Annotated in this window: 13 protein-coding genes; 11 read left to right on the forward strand and 2 right to left on the reverse strand. The window is 64.5% G+C overall.

Annotation, left to right across the window (positions count from 1 at the left end):
* Positions 1–35 precede the first annotated feature (35 nt).
* Both FW796_RS15745 and FW796_RS15750 read left to right on the forward strand, forming a co-directional pair.
* A complete protein-coding gene (locus FW796_RS15745; RefSeq protein WP_346634171.1) occupies positions 36–1247 on the forward strand; it encodes a methyltransferase in 1212 nt (403 codons plus the stop codon).
* Positions 1248–1532: 285 nt separating this feature from the next.
* Positions 1533–3164 (forward strand): BBE domain-containing protein, encoded by a 1632-nt coding sequence (locus tag FW796_RS15750; protein ID WP_346634170.1) that lies wholly within the window; start codon positions 1533–1535, stop codon positions 3162–3164.
* Positions 3165–3547: 383 nt separating this feature from the next.
* Here the strand turns inward: FW796_RS15750 and FW796_RS15755 are convergent, their stop codons facing one another.
* Positions 3548–5131: an amidohydrolase gene (locus FW796_RS15755; RefSeq protein WP_404938066.1), complete on the reverse strand. Its 1584-nt coding sequence runs from the start codon at positions 5129–5131 to the stop codon at positions 3548–3550.
* 315 nt (positions 5132–5446) lie between these two features.
* On the opposite strand from FW796_RS15755, the gene FW796_RS15760 reads away from it, so the two are divergent.
* The 9 genes from FW796_RS15760 to FW796_RS15800 all read left to right on the forward strand — a co-directional run bounded on the left by FW796_RS15760 (position 5447) and on the right by FW796_RS15800 (position 16047).
* Positions 5447–6364, forward strand: coding sequence for a LysR substrate-binding domain-containing protein (locus FW796_RS15760; protein WP_346634168.1), 918 nt, complete (start codon positions 5447–5449; stop codon positions 6362–6364).
* 149 nt (positions 6365–6513) lie between these two features.
* Entirely contained in the window at positions 6514–7605 is a 1092-nt protein-coding gene (locus FW796_RS15765; RefSeq protein WP_346634167.1) for an ABC transporter ATP-binding protein, read from the forward strand.
* A gap of 91 nt (positions 7606–7696) precedes the next feature.
* On the forward strand, positions 7697–8809 hold the full coding sequence (locus FW796_RS15770; protein ID WP_346634166.1) for an ABC transporter substrate-binding protein: 1113 nt from the start codon (positions 7697–7699) through the stop codon (positions 8807–8809).
* A 10-nt stretch (positions 8810–8819) separates the two neighbouring features.
* Positions 8820–9656, forward strand: coding sequence for an ABC transporter permease (locus tag FW796_RS15775; RefSeq protein WP_102882151.1), 837 nt, complete (start codon positions 8820–8822; stop codon positions 9654–9656).
* Positions 9657–9663: 7 nt separating this feature from the next.
* Positions 9664–10479 carry an ABC transporter permease gene (locus tag FW796_RS15780; RefSeq protein ID WP_077933215.1) on the forward strand — a complete coding sequence of 272 codons (816 nt, stop codon included), beginning with the start codon at positions 9664–9666 and terminating at the stop codon, positions 10477–10479.
* A gap of 420 nt (positions 10480–10899) precedes the next feature.
* The gene (locus tag FW796_RS15785; RefSeq protein WP_123724165.1) at positions 10900–11376 is read left to right on the forward strand and encodes a formate dehydrogenase subunit gamma; all 477 of its coding nucleotides are present in this window, start codon (positions 10900–10902) and stop codon (positions 11374–11376) included.
* Entirely contained in the window at positions 11376–12935 is a 1560-nt protein-coding gene (locus FW796_RS15790; RefSeq protein WP_446439546.1) for an NADH-ubiquinone oxidoreductase-F iron-sulfur binding region domain-containing protein, read from the forward strand. Before FW796_RS15785 ends, FW796_RS15790 begins: the two co-directional genes overlap by 1 nt.
* Entirely contained in the window at positions 12932–15829 is a 2898-nt protein-coding gene (gene fdhF / locus FW796_RS15795; RefSeq protein WP_446439547.1) for a formate dehydrogenase subunit alpha, read from the forward strand. The genes FW796_RS15790 and fdhF overlap by 4 nt, the downstream gene beginning before the upstream one ends.
* Positions 15826–16047 (forward strand): formate dehydrogenase subunit delta, encoded by a 222-nt coding sequence (locus FW796_RS15800; protein WP_123724168.1) that lies wholly within the window; start codon positions 15826–15828, stop codon positions 16045–16047. The genes fdhF and FW796_RS15800 overlap by 4 nt, the downstream gene beginning before the upstream one ends.
* 40 nt (positions 16048–16087) lie before the next feature.
* Here FW796_RS15800 and FW796_RS15805 read toward each other — a convergent pair whose 3' ends face one another.
* Positions 16088–16732: an amidase gene (locus FW796_RS15805; protein ID WP_346634162.1), complete on the reverse strand. Its 645-nt coding sequence runs from the start codon at positions 16730–16732 to the stop codon at positions 16088–16090.
* Positions 16733–16941 lie beyond the last annotated feature (209 nt).

Genomic DNA, 16941 nt, shown 5'->3' on the forward strand with positions numbered 1-16941 from the left:
CCGCGCGGGAGCGGGCCTGCCCGGACCCACCGCCCATGCCCTCGATCCTCCAAGGCCCCGCGCTGCTCGATCGTTTCCAGGCCCTGGACGGCTTCCTGCTTGAACACCAGATGCTCTGGCGCCCGCGTCCGTTCAACCATCTGCAACTGCCGTGGGAAACCGCTCATCCCGAACTGGCCCAGTGGTTGCGCCAGCGCTCCCTGGAAGACGCCGAAGCGGCCCACAACCACCCGGAGCAACTCCAGGCACCGGCGCCCTTTGCCCAACTGGCGGAACAGGCCCGAGCACTCGGCGCGGTGGGCGCACTCCCCATAAAGGCACTGCCCGCGCCAAACCAACGCCTCAAGGTCGACGTGCCCGGGCGCAAATGGCAGCAGATCGAAGCCTTCGCCACCTGCCTGCAATTCGACCGCACGCCGACTCACTGGCTCGACTGGTGCTCCGGCAAGGGCCACCTCGGCAGGCGCCTGCTGCAACCCGAGCAGCAACTGACTTGCCTGGAATACGACCCGGCGCTGATCGAGAGTGGCGAGCAACTGAGCCGGCACCACGGTTTGCCCGCCCGCCATCGGCAACAGGACGTGCTGGCCGATGACACGGCCCAGCACCTGCGCGCCGAGCACAGCCCGGTGGCCCTGCACGCGTGCGGCGATCTGCATGTGCGCTTGATCCAGCTGGCCAGCCAGCAGGGTTGTCCACAGCTGGCCATTGCCCCCTGCTGCTACAACCGCACCCGCGCCAGCCGCTACCAGGGCTTATCCACAGCCGCGCTGGCATCAGGCCTGGAACTGTCCCTGGAAGACCTGGCCCTGCCCATGAGCGAAACCGTCACTGCCGGCGCCCGAGTCCGGCGCCAGCGCGACACTTCCATGGCCCGGCGCCTGGCATTCGACCTGCTGCAACGGCAAGTGCGTGGCCTCGACGAATACCTGCCGACACCCTCCCTGCCCAGCCACTGGCTGGACAAACCCTTCGCCGACTACTGCCGCGACCTCGCCGCCCTCAAGGACTTATCCACAGTCGATTGCCAGGATTGGGCCGCGCTGGAAGTCGCCGGCTGGCAGCGCCTGGCCCAGGTGCGCAACCTGGAACTGCTGCGGGGCCTGTTCCGCCGCCCCCTGGAATTGTGGCTGGTGCTGGATCGCGGGCTGTTCCTGCAAGAGCAGGGCTATGCCGTGCGCCTTGGAACCTTCTGCGAAGCCCCCTTGACCCCGCGCAATCTGCTGCTGCTGGCAGAGCGCCGGTAACCGCCTGCGCCGACCCAGGCCCGTTGTGCATAACCACTGCGGCCAGTGACCTCACTAACGGACATCGGACACCCCATGGGAAACCCGCACCCCATTGAAAGTCGCCGATCACGCCGGGGGATGCCCCTCAACTTCACGAAAGAAAAAAACCAAGCTCATTACGCCTACTAGTCTCTAAGGCGAGCTGGACATGTGCAGCACTCAAGCCACAGCTCTGGCGCAACTAAAGCGGTCATTTTTCGACAGGAAGTCGCCAAGTCCACCCACACATACAGGGAGTTAACCATGAACGTCATAGACCCTCAGTCACACACCTACGAAACCCTGCAAAAGGGGTTCAACTTGCGCTGGCCGCCCAGTATCGAACAGGGCGCACAGCGGATTTATGTATGTACAACACCCGATGAAGTTCTGGCGGCAGCCAATACAGCACTGCGTGATGGCTATCGCATCACAGTGCGCAGTGGCGGCCACTGCTACGAGGGTTTTGTTTCCAACAAGTTGAGCGGCGAGACAGAAAGCCTGGCAATTATCGACATCGGTGAAATGAAAGGCCTGAAGTACGACGAAAGCCAATCCATCACGTCTCCCTGGGACAGCCAGAACAAGCAGTATCGATTCATGGCATTGACCGGCAATCAGAACTGGGACGGTTACCTGTCGCTGTACAAGCAGGCCGGGCGCACCATTCCTGGCGGCTCATGCTATTCGGTCGGTTTGGGCGGGCACATCAGCGGCGGCGGTTACGGTTTGTTATCGCGCCTTCAGGGCTTGACCGTGGACTGGGTAACCGGCGTCGACATGCTTGTGCCTGTGGAAAACTCGCGGCAACTGAAGTTCCGGCATGTTCGCGCAGACAGTCCATCAAACGAAGACAAGGCATTGTTTACCGCCTGTTGCGGGGCCGGCGGTGGCAACTTCGGCATCATCATCGGCTACTACTTCGACCAACTCCCCCAAGCCCCGCAAAAAGCCTACTGGATTCCCCTGGCCTACCCGTGGAAAGAGCTGATTCCCAACTTCTCGAACTTCCTGCGAGCCTATTGGCAATGGTTCTCGGATAACGACGCCAACGCGACCAGCCCGGTGGAAGGCGTAGGCAACGGCGGATTGTTCACCCTGCTGAAACTGAACCATGTGGATACCTCCGACCATGTGGTGCTGGCGATCCAATACACCGGTCCTAATGGCCTGGTCGGCGGCGCAAACGATATACCGCTCAACGACTTCATCAGCAAGATGAATGCCGCGGCGGGCATTACGCCGACCCTCCATGACGGTTTCATCGCACCCAACATTGCACCGCTCAGGCACCCGCTTGCCGGCAGGAAGTTCAGAGGGGCGGTGGCTGAACACACCGCGATGGATTGGCTATACGTCACTCAAATGATCAACGGCTCGGGCAACAATCAGCGGGGCAAATACAAGTCTGATTATCAGGTCGAACAATTCTCCGAGCAGGCCTGCAACGCGTTGCTGACCCACCTGACCGAAGCTACGCCAGACAAGCGCTTCAGCCAGTCCCTGGTACAGATCGACTCCTACGGCGGGGCGATCAATAAAAAGGGCATGGGAACCACCGCCGTTCCTCAAAGAAGCTCACTGCTTAAAACCCAATACCAGACGTACTGGACCCATGCTGCCGATGACTCGGTGCAACTAGCCTGGATTCGCAACATCTTCAATGCCGTGCACGGCGGCAAGCCGAAAAGACCCGCCTACGATGGCTGCTATATCAACTACCCCGATGTCGACATGAAGTACACCGATGCGGGCGCTGTAGACCCCAACTGGTTGAACTTGTACTACGGCTGGAACACACAACTCATCAACACACTTTGCAACCTGAAGGCCTCAATTGACCCCAACAACCTGTTTCGTCATGAAATGTCCATCCCGGCCACAAAGGCCGACTAGGTTCCGGCCCGGACCCAACGCAGGGGCCTAACCACAGCGTGCTCGGTCGAGCCTCCCGGCAGCCGTGCGCCATTGGCTTGATGAGCAGGCTGTGCGTTTCTGCGACAGGCTGTCGCGACCTGTGGATAAGTCTGTTGATGGAATCCTGACAAAGCCTTGTAATGCATGGCGCTGGAGCCCCTTCACAGGCTGGTCATTTTTTGCTCACAAAATAAAAGCCCGAAAAAACAGCCAGTTGCATAAAGATGAGAACGGCTCCACAAATCCGACAGTTCCCGACCCTGGCAACCCATCCGTTGTGCATAAACACCTGAGCGAACGGGCATAACGACCTTCGCTCAGGTGCCTTGCAACGACCTCAGGCAAGGGCCTGATACCGGCTCCTACTCATCGGCCCGCGCCGGAATCCACCACTCTTCGCCTCGGGCCGTGCTGATGTATTCCGGCCAGCGGAAGTCGTGGGGTACCTGGAAGTCCTTGGGCAGCAGCGGCGCCTGCCAGCGACTGCCGCCGATGCCGCCACCGGTGCGCTCGATGAACTCGGCCTTGGCCGCGCTGAGCAACGCCTCGTCGGTGAGCAGGTCCACCAGAGTCGCGGCAATGGTCTTGGCGGCGACCTCGATCATCGGATCGATGGTCTGGCGGATGCCCCCCAGGGCGTTGGACACCCAGTCCGGATAGACCGTCCCCGACGGCGCGCTGAGCATCGGTCGGGCCACCAGCAGGCGCACGGTCGGGCAGTGCCAGGTGTATTCCGGGTAGTCGTCGGAGGTCAGGTAGTTCTGCCAGGCCGGCATCTGCAGACGCATCTGGCGCTCGCATTCCTGGGGCTCGATCAAGGCTTCGGTGGCCGGCAGGAAGGGTCGTTCCATGGCTTCCAGACCGAGGTTGCGCTGGATCTCGCGGGCGATTTCTCGGGCTTCTTCGTCCCACTGCGGGGCGCCCACCGCCGCCAGGTTGTCGTAGGTGGCCTGGGCCATGACGTGGTTGGGCAGGCCGCCCCGGGACTTGCAGACCCAGGTCTTTTTCCAGCGACAACCGGTGGCCATGGCCGCGGCAGCGGCGTTGTTGTCCATCACTTGGGAGATGGTTTCAGCCTGTTCGATGGAGTCGCAACGCAGCAGGTACTGGATCTGCGACAGGTGCGGCGGCAGGTTGTCGGCGGTGGCCTGGCCGGCGGTGAGGATCGCCTCGTTGTAGCTCCACAGGCCGGTGAACGGCAGGGTCGAGCGGCGCAGGCTTTCGTTGAGGGTATAGAAATGCACCAGGGCATCGTTGGCCCCCGGAGCCCGGGCCGCCAAGTGATTCTGCGGAATGGGGCTGTAGCGATCGGCAGCGATCCAGTTCTGCGGGTCTTCGCAGGTGAAGCTGTAGATGTAGGCGTAGGCGATGCCGCAGTGGGTGTCCCAGGTGGTGGTGTTGTTCAGCGGCAACATGTAGGTGGGGTGAAAGCTGATGGCGGCGTCGAGGTCGTCGTAATAACCCTTGGCGGCGTGGACCGGCTTGGAGGCGCGGAGCTTTTCCGCCGGCTCGCCGAAGAACCTGATGCTGCCCTGCAAGCCGAATTCCACCATGGTCGCCTTGGCCGCCAGGGCCCCACCGAGGGCGCTGATGCCCAGGGCCGAGTGCGGATCGGTGTGCCCCGGGGCGAAACGCGACAGGCCGTCCCGGGGCTGTTTGCGAGTGGTGGCCGCCTGGCAGTTGCCGGGCACCGCATCGTACTCGCCATAGGTGGCCAGCAGCGGTCCCTGGCCTTGGGTAAAGGTGGCGCAGAAGGCCGTGGGCATGCCGCCACTGCCGCGCTCGACGATGAAACCCTCGGCCTCCAGCAGCTCGACATACCAGGCGCAGGACTTGTATTCACGGAACGCCGGCTCGGCGTAATGCCAGATGATCTGGTGCCAGTCCGACAGTTGCTGGCGGTGGCGTTCAACCCAATCGAGAGCGAATTCTTTGTAGCGGGACATCCGCGGCACTCCTGGTTATCCAGGTTCCGGCCGGCCGCTGCCAGGACGCCTCGGCGCCCGCGCAAGACCTGCAGGACCTCTTGTTGTTATAGGGATGGTCCGGTCGGTTGCAGCCCGGATCGAGGTCCAGTATTGGTGAAGCGGTGATGACATCAATCGAATTTTTTCGCCAGCAATGTCAAAGAAAATTGACCAGTTCGGTGCCGCCACGGCCCATACTGCGACGCGGCCAGCCCCTCTCGGGGTCCTGCCTGGGCAGCATCCTGGCACCGGCCGGTTCCCTTCGAAGACAGGTTTCCTTGACCCGGAGTTTGCATGCGCTATCCCTCGATCACTGCCCTGCGCGCCCTCGACGCCGTGGCCCGGCTCGGTAGCGTGACCGCTGCCGCCCAGCAGTTGAGCCTGACCCGCAGCGCCATCAGCCACCAGATCATCAGCCTCGAACAGAGCCTGGGTTTTGCCCTCACCGAACGGGTGGGACGCGGCATCGGCCTGACCTACCAGGGCGAGTGCTATGCCCGGGAAGTGCGGCGCATCCTGGCGGATATCCAGGACGCCGGACGGCGCTTCGACGGCCTGGCGGTGTCGGGCAAATTGCGCATCAGCTGCAACCCGGGGTTCGCCAGTTTCTGGCTGTGCAATCACATCAACGGCTTCCTGCGCCAATACCCCCAGGTGCAGTTGCAGGTGGTCAGCCCTCGGGCCCAGGACGACACCAGCGACGCCGAGGCCGACCTGTTCATCGCCTATGGCATCGGCGACTGGCCGGGGCTGCTGGTGGAGCAGATCGTCACCCTGCGCTTTTCACCGGTCTGCAGCCCGCGCCTGATCCATGCCATCGGCGGCCTGAAGAGCCCGCTGGACCTCAAGGACTTCCCGTTGATCCACATGAGCGACACCAGCGACTGGCGGGTCTGGCTGGCGGCCGCCGGTGCCAGCCAGGTCAACCCTGACCGTGGCATTACCTTCTCCGACGCCCATTGCGCGCAGTCCGCCTGCATCGCCGCCCAGGGCGTGGCCATCGGCGACAACCTGCTCAGCGGCGACGCCCTGGCCCGGGGGCTGCTGGTGCGCCCGTTCGATATCAGCATCAGCGCCCTGCGCGGTTATTTCCTGGTGATCGATCCGGCCAAGGCCGAGCGGCCGGCGGTCCAGGCGTTCAGCGACTGGCTGAAAAACCAGCTGCAGATCAGTGCCCAAAGCATCAGTGACAACCCGCTGATCGACCCTTGAAGGGGGCAACGACTGGGAAATTTCACTCACCAATGAGGCAAAAATTATTCCATTGATGTGGCGTTGCTTTTCACAATAATGAGTCCACCACCTGCTGCACACACAATAAAAACTCAATCGTGCAGGTGGGTTTCCGGGAGATCTCTGTAGTGTCCAGCAGCCCCTCGACTCAACTCAGCGCCCAAGGAATCAGCCAGTATTACGGCAACTTCACTGCCCTGGACGGCATCGATCTGGACGTTCGCCAAGGCGAATTCCTCACCCTGCTGGGCCCTTCCGGCTCAGGCAAGACCACGTTGTTGATGATCCTCGCGGGCTTTCTCACCCCCAGCGCCGGCAAGCTGCTGGAGCGTGGCATCGACATCAGCCGGCGCCCGGCAGAGAAACGCAACTACGGCATGGTGTTCCAGGGCTACGCCCTGTTCCCGCACATGAGCGTGGCCGACAACGTCGCCTACCCGCTGCGCATTCGTGGGGTGAAGGCCGAGGAGCGCCAGCGCCGGGTCAAGCACATCCTCGAAGTGGTGGGCCTGGGAGCTCACCTGCACAAGAAACCTTCCGAGCTGTCCGGCGGCCAGCAGCAACGGGTGGCCATCGCCCGGGCTCTGGTATTCGAACCGGACATGTTGCTGCTGGACGAGCCGCTGTCGGCCCTGGACAAGAACCTGCGCGAACAACTGCAGACCGAGCTGCAGCGCATCCACCGCCAGGTCGGCACCAGCTTCGTCTTCGTCACCCACGACCAGGGCGAAGCCCTGGCCCTGTCGACCCGGATCGCCATCTTCAACCAGGGACGGCTGGCGCAGATCGACACCCCGGAAGCCATCTACGACCGGCCGAAAAACCGCTTCGTCGCCGAGTTCCTCGGCAAGATGAACCTGTTTCCGCTGCAGGGCCTCTCCCGCAACGGCAGCCAGGCCAGCGGGCGCTTTGGCGACAGCCCGCTGCACGCCACCACAAACGGGGAAATCAGCAGCCAGCCGCAGTTGCTGGCGGTGCGTCCGGAACACATGACGCTGCACACCGAGCGACCGCAAGCGGGCGAGCACAACGTGCTGCCCGCCTGCCTCGGTGACCGGGTGTACCAGGGCTCCAGCACCCACCTGGCGCTGAATATCAGCCCGGAACTGGCGCCGGTGAACCTTTCGGTGCCCGGCGATCATCCCGGCGCCCGCTTGCCCAGTGGCACCCCGGTGTGGCTGAGCTGGCCGGTGCGCCACAGCTTCCTGCTGGAAGCCTGAACCGGCCACGCTCTCTGTCGATCGTTTTCGTAGAAAGCCAATAACAATATCGGCCGGCGCCTTGCACGTCGGCCTCGCGAGGACTTGCCCCATGAGCCAGCACCATCAACGCGACTGCATCGAAATCCTTATCGAAAAAGCCCGTGGCGGGCAGGTCAGCCGCCGCACTTTCATCCAGGCCATGGGGCTGCTGGCCGCAGTGCCCCTGGCGCTGCGCAGTGGCATCAGCTGGGCGGCGGACAAACCCCTGGTGGTGGTCAACTGGGGCGGCGATGCGCTCAACGCCTTCCGCAGTGCCTGGACCGACAGCTTCACCCAGAGCACCGGCATCCCGGTGCGCATCGACGGCGCCGGCCCCACCGAAGGGGCGATCCGTTCGCAGCTGGCCAGTGGCCGGCCGAGCTGGGACGTGGTGGACGTGGACAGCTACAGCGCCATGACCCTGGGCCGCGACAAGGTCCTCCAGCCCCTGGACTACAGCGTGGTGCAACGGGATCTGGTGGCCCCGGAGCTGTCCCACGAACACGGCGTCGCCGGTTACCTGTTCAGCTACGTGATCGCCTGGGACAGTCAGAAATACGGCAACAACGGCCCCAAGGATTGGGCGGATTTCTGGAACGTCGAGAAATTCCCCGGCAAGCGCACCCTCTACAAGTGGATGAACGGCATGCTCGAGGCTGCGCTGCTGGCCGACGGCGTGGCCGCTGACCAGCTGTACCCGCTGGACGTGCCTCGGGCCTTGCGCAAGATCGATGAACTCAAGCCCCACGTCCTTTCATTCTGGGGCTCGGGCGCCGAAAGCCAGCAGTTGATGATCGAAGGCGAAGCCTCCATGGGCGCCATCTGGCACACCCGCGCCACCCTGCTCCATGAGGACAGCGAGGGCCGCATCAAGTGGGGCTTCGACAATGCCTTCCTCAACGCCAGCAGCTGGGGCGTGCTCAAGGACAACCCGGCAGGCGCCGCGCCGGCCATGCAGTTCATCCAGCACGCCTTGCAGCCCGCCGGGCAGCTGAAGCTGTTCGAAGCCCTGGGCAACGGCCCGTCCAACGCCGCCACGCAACAGTTGATGAGCGCCGAACAGCGGGAGATCAACTGCGCCTCCGAAGCCAACATGAAGAAGCAGATCTTCCTCAACACCCAGTGGTACGCCGACCACTACTCCAGCACCCTGGAGCAGTACCTGACCCACCTGTCCAAGTGAGCCGTCGACCATGAGTGCAACCCGAACCGCACGCCTGGAACGCAGCCTGCTGCTGTTTCCCCTGCCGTTGCTGCTGGTGGTGTTCTACCTGTTACCGTTCTTCGGCGTGGTGAGCTGGAGCTTCACCCTGCCCGAGCCCGGGATCGAGCAGTACCAGCGCATCGCCACGGACCCGGCGATCCACGACATGCTCCTGCGCACCCTGCGCCTGTGCCTGACCGTGAGCCTGCTGGCCCTGGTGATCGGCTACCTGCTGGCCTACTGCTGGGTGTTCAGCCCGCCGTTCTGGCAGCGCATGGTGGAAATCTGCGTGTTCATCCCGTTCTGGATCTCGGTGCTGGTGCGGGCCTTCGGCTGGCTGATCGCCCTGCGCAGCAATGGCGTGGTCAACGACAGCCTGCTGTCCCTGGGCTGGATCGATCACCCCTTGCAACTGACCCGCAACGAACTGGGGGTGGTGATCGGCATGCTGCACTTCATGATCCCCTATGCGCTGTTCCCGCTGCTGTCGAGCATGCGCCAGCTGGATCAACGGGTGCTGCTGGCCTCCCGCGGCCTGGGGGCCGGTGCGCTGCGGACCTTCTGGCAAGTGCTGCTGCCCCAGACCCTGCCAGGGCTGCTGGGGGCTTTCATCATGGTGTTCGTGTTCTGCCTGGGCTTCTTCATCACCCCGGTGCTGCTGGGTGGCGGGCAGACGGTGATGATCGCCGAGTACGTGTTCCTGCAGATGTTCCAGACCAGCAACTGGGGTCTGGGCGCGGCCCTGAGCCTGGTGCTGCTGACCCTGGTCAGCGCGCTGATCTGGCTGCTGCTGCGCATCACCCGTGTCAATCGACTGGTGGGTTGAGGTCACTATGAATACACATCGCACTGCATTGAGTACCCGGCTGATCGCCGTGGTCGCCATGGCCTTCATGCTGTTCCCGCTGCTGACGGTGATCCCGGTGTCCTTCACCGCCAAGCGCTACCTGTCGATGCCCGAGGGCAACTGGTCGCTGCGTCACTACGAGGCATTACTGAGCAACCCCGACTGGCTGTCGAGCATCGGCCAGAGCCTGGCCATCGCCAGTGCCACCAGCCTGATCGCCACCTTGCTGGCGGTGAGCTTCAGCCTCGGCATCTGGTACCTGCGCTCGCGCCTGGCAACCCTGCTGATCGGCCTGGTGCTGCTGCCCATGGCCATTCCGCCGGTGATCTCGGCGCTGGTGCTGTACTTCATGGAAACCAACCTCGGGCGCATCGCCCCGGGCTGGGGCTACGACACCCTGCCCGGGGTGGTGATCGCCCACGTGGTGATGGTGGTGCCCTACGGCGTGGTGACCATGCTGGTGGCCCTGAGCCAAGTGGACCGGCGCATCGAGCTGGCCTCGCGCAACCTGGGGGCCAGCCTGATGCAGACCACCTTCCTGGTGATGCTGCCGAACCTCAAGCTGGGGATCTTCTCCACCGCGCTGCTGAGCTTTGCCCTGTCCTGGGAGGAGGTGGCGGTGACCCTGTTCATCACCAGTGTCGACGTCAACACCCTGCCCCGGCGGATCTGGAGCGGCCTGCGGGATAACGTCGATCCTAGCGTGGCGGCGATCTCGGTGCTGCTGATCGGCCTGACCCTGCTGGTGCTCATGGGCCGCCTGGCCCTGCAGTACGCCGCCCAGCGCCGCGCCCGCTCCTGATTGCCCCCTGTGGCGAGGGAGCAAGCGGCCTCGCCACACAGCCCCTCCACAGCCCTCCCCCGCGTCCGGCTATTCGCCACCGAGCTGACCGAAGTCATGCCTAGTCCCCTCGGTTTTGTCCGATAGTGCGCAGCTCGCTCACTCGGTTGCCCAGGCTCTTCTAGACTCAACGGGTGGTCGTATTCGGAACTGAGCAAGTCGCTTTCGTGCGGATCAATCAGAGGCAGCGTGTCAAGCTGCCCTTTATGCCCTGAACAGGTGCGGCAACGACCGCACCGGGTACAACAAGATACCCATTCAGGGTGCATGGCCAACGGCCTGAAACGCCGCGCTACCGTGACGTGGCAACAAGTGCCGCAGCCGACACTTTCGGACAGCCGACAACCACCAGGTTTGTCCGTGACCGTGAGGAATTGCTGTATGCCTGATGAAACACTGCATCTGCCGTTGATCCACACCCTGCTGGAGCGTCACAAAGGCTCCCCGGGTGCGCTGTTGCCGATTCTCCACCAGATCCAGGAAGAGCTCGGCTACATCCCCGATCTGGCCGTCCCCGAAATCGCCCATGCGCTCAATCAGAGCCAGGCGGAAGTGCGCGGGGTGATCAGCTTCTACCATGATTTTCGTACTGCACCGCCGGCGCGCCACATCCTGCGCCTGTGCCGCGCCGAGTCCTGCCAGAGCCGCGGCTCCGAGCAGCTGGCGGCGCAACTGCGCGCACGCCTGCAACTGGATGACCACGGTAGCAGCGCCGACGGCTCCATCAGCCTGCGGCCGGTGTACTGCCTGGGGGCCTGTGCCTGTTCGCCGGCCCTGGAGCTGGACGGACAGTTGCATGCCCGGGTCAGCGCCGAACGTCTGGATGCGCTGCTGGACAGTTGCCGGGAGGACGCGTGATGCCAAGCCTCTATCTGCCCTGTGATTCCCTGGCCCGGGCCGTGGGCGCCGACGCGGTGGCCGACGCCATCGCCGCCCAGGCCGAGCAGCACCAACTACCGCTGCAACTGCAACGCACCAGCTCCCGTGGCCTGTACTGGCTGGAACCGCTGCTGGAAGTCGATACCCCGGATGGACGCCTGGGCTTCGGCCCGGTGAGCGTCGCCGACGTACCCTCGCTGCTGAACGCCCTGCAAGACGCTCCCGCCAGCCATCCCCTGGCCCTGGGCCGGGTGGAAGACCTGCCCTACCTGAAGAGCCAGCAACGCCTGCTGTTCGCCCGCGCCGGCATTACCCGGCCGCTGTCCCTGGCGGACTATCGGGCCCACGGCGGCTTCGAGGGCCTGAGCCGCGCCGTCGCCCTGGGCGGTGACCAGACCGTGGCCGCGGTGCTCGACTCCGGCCTGCGGGGCCGCGGCGGCGCGGCCTTCCCCGCCGGGATCAAATGGCGCACCGTGCGCGACACGCCGCAGCAGCAGAAGTACGTGGTGTGCAACGCCGACGAGGGCGACTCCGGCACCTTCGCCGACCGCATGCTGATGGAAGGCGACCCGTTCCTGCTGATCGAAGGCATGGCCATTGCCGGTATCGCGGTCGGCGCCAGCTACGGCTACATCTACGTGCGCTCGGAATATCCCCAGGCGGTGGCGACCCTGCGCGAAGCCCTGGAAATCGCCCGGGATGCCGGTTATCTCGGGGCCAATGCCGGCGGTAGCGGCCAGGCGTTCGACATGGAGGTGCGGGTCGGTGCCGGGGCTTATATCTGCGGCGAAGAAACCGCCCTGCTGGACTCCCTGGAAGGCAAGCGCGGCATCGTTCGCGCCAAGCCGCCGATCCCGGCGCTGCAAGGCCTGTTCGGCCAGCCGACCCTGGTGCACAACGTGCTGACCCTGGCCTCGGTGCCACTGATCCTGGAAAAGGGCGCGCCGTTTTATCGCGACTACGGCATGGGCCGCTCCCTGGGCACCATGCCCTTCCAACTGGCGGGCAATGTGCGTCACGGCGGCCTGGTGGAACGGGCCTTCGGCCTGACCCTGCGCGAGCTGGTGGAAGGCTACGGCGGCGGCACCGCCAGCGGTCGGCCGCTGAAGGCTGCGCAAGTCGGCGGCCCGCTCGGCGCCTGGGTGCCCCCTGCACAGTTCGATACGCCGCTGGATTACGAAGCCTTCGCCGCCATGGGCGCGATGCTCGGCCACGGCGGTGTGGTGGTGGCCGATGACAGCCTGGACATGGCCCACATGGCGCGCTTCGCCCTGCAATTCTGCGCCGAGGAATCCTGTGGCAAATGCACCCCGTGCCGCATCGGTTCGACCCGCGGCGTGGAGGTCATCGACCGCCTGCTGGCAGCCCCCGATCAAGGCCGGCGCGATGAGCAGGCGCTGATCCTCAAAGACCTGTGCGACACCCTGCAATACGGCTCGCTGTGCGCCCTGGGCGGGATGACGTCCTATCCGGTGGCCAGCGCCCTGAAGCACTTTCCCGCCGACTTCGGTCTGCAGCCCTCGGAGGCCGACCAATGATCAGTATTTTCGACCCAGCCACAGACATCGACCTCAATGCCGTGGACTTCGGCACCCCAGCCCGCGACAGCCAGGTGCAAGTCAGCCTGAACATCGACGGACGCAACATCAGCGTGCCCCAGGGCACCTCGGTGATGCGCGCCGCCGCCCTGCTGGGCACCACCATCCCCAAGCTCTGCGCCACCGACAGCCTGGAAGCCTTCGGCTCGTGCCGCATGTGCCTGGTGGAAATCGACGGCATGCGCGGCTACCCGGCTTCCTGCACCACCCCGGTCAGCGAAGGCATGGTGGTGCATACGCAAACGCCAAAGCTGGCGACCCTGCGCCGCAACGTGATGGAGCTGTACATCTCCGACCACCCGCTCGACTGCCTGACCTGCTCGGCCAACGGCAACTGCGAACTGCAGACCGTGGCCGGCCAGGTGGGCCTGCGGGAAGTGCGCTACGGCTATGACGGCGCCAACCACCTGGACGATCAGAAAGACACCTCCAACCCCTACTTCGACTACGACCCGAGCAAGTGCATCGTCTGCAACCGCTGCGTGCGCGCCTGCGAGGAAACCCAGGGCACCTTCGCCCTGACCATCAGCGGCCGCGGCTTCGAATCCCGGGTCGCGGCAGCCGGAGGCGACAACTTCCTCGACTCCGAATGCGTGTCCTGCGGCGCCTGCGTGCAGGCCTGCCCGACGGCGACCCTGATGGAAAAAAGCGTGGTGGAAATCGGCCAGCCGGAGCGGGCGGTGATCACCACCTGCGCCTACTGCGGGGTGGGCTGCTCGTTCCGCGCCGAGATGAAGGGCGACCAGCTGGTGCGCATGGTTCCGGACAAGAACGGCCAGGCCAACCACGGCCATTCCTGCGTCAAGGGCCGCTTCGCCTGGGGCTACGCCACTCACCCTGACCGCATCACCAAACCGATGATCCGCAAACACATCAGCGACCCGTGGCAGGAAGTCAGCTGGGACGAAGCGGTGACCTACGCCGCCAGCGAGCTGCGGCGCATCCAGTTCAAGTACGGCCGCGACTCCATCGGCGGTATCACCTCCAGCCGCTGCACCAACGAAGAAACCTACCTGGTGCAGAAACTGGTGCGGGCAGCCTTCGGCAACAACAACGTCGACACCTGTGCGCGGGTCTGCCACTCGCCCACCGGCTACGGTCTCAAACAGACCCTGGGGGAATCCGCCGGGACCCAGAGCTTCGACTCGGTGATGCAGGCCGACGTGATCCTGGTAATGGGCGCCAACCCCAGCGACGCCCACCCGGTGTTCGGCTCCCAACTCAAGCGGCGTCTGCGTGAAGGGGCCAAGCTGATCGTCATCGATCCGCGACGCATCGATCTGGTGGACTCGGTACACGCCCGCGCCGAGCTGCACCTGGCTCTGCGCCCGGGCACCAACGTCGCCATGCTCAATGCCCTGGCCCATGTGATCGTCACCGAAGGGCTGGTCAACCAGGGGTTCGTCGACGCCCGCTGCGAGCCGGAAGCCTTTGCCCAGTGGAGCGCCTTCGTCAGCCGCGCCGACAACTCGCCGGAAGTGCTCGGCGCCATCTGCGGCGTCCCCGCCGCCGACATCCGCGCTGCCGCGCGCCTGTACGCCACCGGCGGCAACGCCGCGATTTACTACGGCCTGGGCGTCACCGAGCACAGCCAGGGCAGCACCTCGGTGATGGGCATCGCCAACCTGGCCATGGTCACCGGCAACATCGGTCGCGAAGGGGTCGGGGTGAACCCGCTACGGGGGCAGAACAACGTCCAGGGCTCCTGCGACATGGGCTCCTTCCCCCACGAGCTGCCGGGCTATCGGCACATCTCCAACCAGGCGGTGCGCCAGGAGTTCGAGCAGGCCTGGAACGTCACCCTGCAAGCCGACCCCGGCCTGCGCATTCCCAACATGTTCGAAGCGGCCCTGGGCGGCAGCTTCAAGGGCCTGTACTGCCAGGGCGAGGACATCGCCCAGAGCGACCCCAATACCCAGCACGTGACCGCGGCCCTGTCGGCCATGGAATGCGTGGTGGTGCAGGACATCTTCCTCAACGAAACCGCCAAGTTCGCCCACGTGTTCCTGCCGGGCTCCTCGTTCCTGGAAAAGGACGGCACTTTCACCAACGCCGAACGGCGCATCTCCCGGGTGCGCAAGGTCATGGAGCCCCTGGGTGGCAAGGCCGACTGGGAAGGCACCCTGGCCCTGGCCGCGGCCCTGGGCTACCCGATGCACTACAACCATCCTTCGCAGATCATGGATGAAATCGCCCGCCTGACCCCGACCTTCACCGGCGTCAGCTACGCCAGCCTGGACCGCCACGGCAGCCTGCAATGGCCGTGCAACGACGCCGCGCCGGACGGCACGCCGACCATGCACATCGACGAGTTCGTGCGCGGCAAGGGGCGCTTCATGCTCACCGGCTACGTGCCCACCGACGAGAAGGTCAATGGCCGCTACCCGCTGCTGCTGACCACCGGGCGCATCCTCAGCCAGTACAACGTCGGTGCCCAGACCCGGCGTACCGACAACGTCGCCTGGCACGCCGAGGACCGCCTGGAAATCCACCCCACCGACGCCGAGAGCCGGGGCATCAACGAAGGCGACTGGGTCGGCATCGGCAGCCGCGCCGGGCAGACCGTGCTGCGGGCCCGGGTTACCGAGCGAGTGGCGCCGGGGGTGGTCTACACCACCTTCCACTTCCCCGAATCGGGGGCCAACGTGATCACCACCGACAACTCCGACTGGGCCACCAACTGTCCGGAGTACAAGGTCACGGCGGTGGAAGTCAGCCGCGTCTATCACCCTTCCGAATGGCAGAAACGCTACCAGGCCTTCAGCGATGAACAGCATCGCCTGCTGGACAAGCGCGGCCGCTCCCGGGATGGCAAGGCGGAGGTGCGCCGATGAGCACCGCCAACCTGATCAAGATGGCCAACCAGATCGCCGCCTACTTCGTCAACGAGCCCAATCAGGACCAGGCGGTGCTCAACGTGCGCAACCACATGCAAATGTACTGGACCCCGGCCATGCGCAAGGAACTGCTGGCCTGGCAGACCGAGCAGCAAGGAGCGGACCTGCACCCTCTGGTGCAGAAAGCCGTCAGCCACGCAGGATGGGAGGCCTAGGCAAAGGCTCCCCGAACGGCTGAACGCCGGCCGGGGACATTCACTGACCGGGGCAACGCTGATCCGCTGGAGGCCTGGACTGGACCGCCAGCGGCAAGGTTGCCCCCGGTTTGCTCAGCGGCAGCAACTGGTACACCGCAAACGCACACATCGCCTGCACCTCGCCTCCGGCCACCGGGATGTAATTCAAGCCGACAAAGGCTTCGTAACTCTTGCCCGGCTCGAACAGCACCACCTTCTTCACCGGCGCACAGGTGCGATAGGTACTGCCATAACTGCCTGCAGCCACACCTCCCCCTTCCAGCAGAAAAGGCCTGCCGGCGGGCACCCGATACTCGGTGACGACCTCGGTGTAAGCCCCCTCGCCCATACGGATCGCACCCACATAGGACGGCAGCTTCGGCGCGAAACGCGGCAACATGTCGATCTGCCTCGGCTGCAGCGGGAACTGCGGATAGTTGATGTTCGCCTGTTGATCGCTGCCGAAACGCCCGGCCTTGGCCAGGCGCTTGCTGTCACCCTGGCAACCGGCATAGGCCTCACCGCGCACCTCGCCATTGGTGATCACCCGCAACTGCGCCGTCGGCACGCCAAGGGGCGGTTCCGAATAAGGCAGCACCGGCTTGACGCTGCAGGCGCCGAGCAACGACAGCAGCGCCAGCAAGGGGATATTTCCGGGTTTCATGACTGATCTTTCCTTTGTCTGAAGCGGCATAAGCGGCTGAGCAGGCTATCGGCCGAGTGAAGGCAGTCTGCACTGAATCATCGGCCAGGCAACCGCTGTTTGACAGGCGCCTGAGTCGGCACTAGCTTCCAAGGCCGTGCCTTTGAGTCAGCAACCAAAAACTCAGGTGAACCCAGTGCTCAAGCCCAATCCCTTGCACCACAACCAGC

The organism is Pseudomonas sp. 910_21, from assembly GCF_052850735.1.

Bases quoted from the DNA above. Each gene is read 5' to 3' on its own strand.
- FW796_RS15785 (WP_123724165.1), top strand. From the start codon at position 10,900: ATGCCTGATGAAACACTGCATCTGCCGTTGATCCACACCCTGCTGGAG.
- FW796_RS15760 (WP_346634168.1), top strand. From the start codon at position 5,447: ATGCGCTATCCCTCGATCACTGCCCTGCGCGCCCTCGACGCCGTGGCC.
- FW796_RS15790 (WP_446439546.1), top strand. From the start codon at position 11,376: ATGCCAAGCCTCTATCTGCCCTGTGATTCCCTGGCCCGGGCCGTGGGC.
- FW796_RS15800 (WP_123724168.1), top strand. From the start codon at position 15,826: ATGAGCACCGCCAACCTGATCAAGATGGCCAACCAGATCGCCGCCTAC.
- fdhF (WP_446439547.1), top strand. From the start codon at position 12,932: ATGATCAGTATTTTCGACCCAGCCACAGACATCGACCTCAATGCCGTG.
- FW796_RS15805 (WP_346634162.1), bottom strand. From the start codon at position 16,732: ATGAAACCCGGAAATATCCCCTTGCTGGCGCTGCTGTCGTTGCTCGGC.
- FW796_RS15775 (WP_102882151.1), top strand. From the start codon at position 8,820: ATGAGTGCAACCCGAACCGCACGCCTGGAACGCAGCCTGCTGCTGTTT.
- FW796_RS15745 (WP_346634171.1), top strand. From the start codon at position 36: ATGCCCTCGATCCTCCAAGGCCCCGCGCTGCTCGATCGTTTCCAGGCC.
- FW796_RS15770 (WP_346634166.1), top strand. From the start codon at position 7,697: ATGAGCCAGCACCATCAACGCGACTGCATCGAAATCCTTATCGAAAAA.
- FW796_RS15755 (WP_404938066.1), bottom strand. From the start codon at position 5,131: ATGTCCCGCTACAAAGAATTCGCTCTCGATTGGGTTGAACGCCACCGC.
- FW796_RS15780 (WP_077933215.1), top strand. From the start codon at position 9,664: ATGAATACACATCGCACTGCATTGAGTACCCGGCTGATCGCCGTGGTC.
- FW796_RS15750 (WP_346634170.1), top strand. From the start codon at position 1,533: ATGAACGTCATAGACCCTCAGTCACACACCTACGAAACCCTGCAAAAG.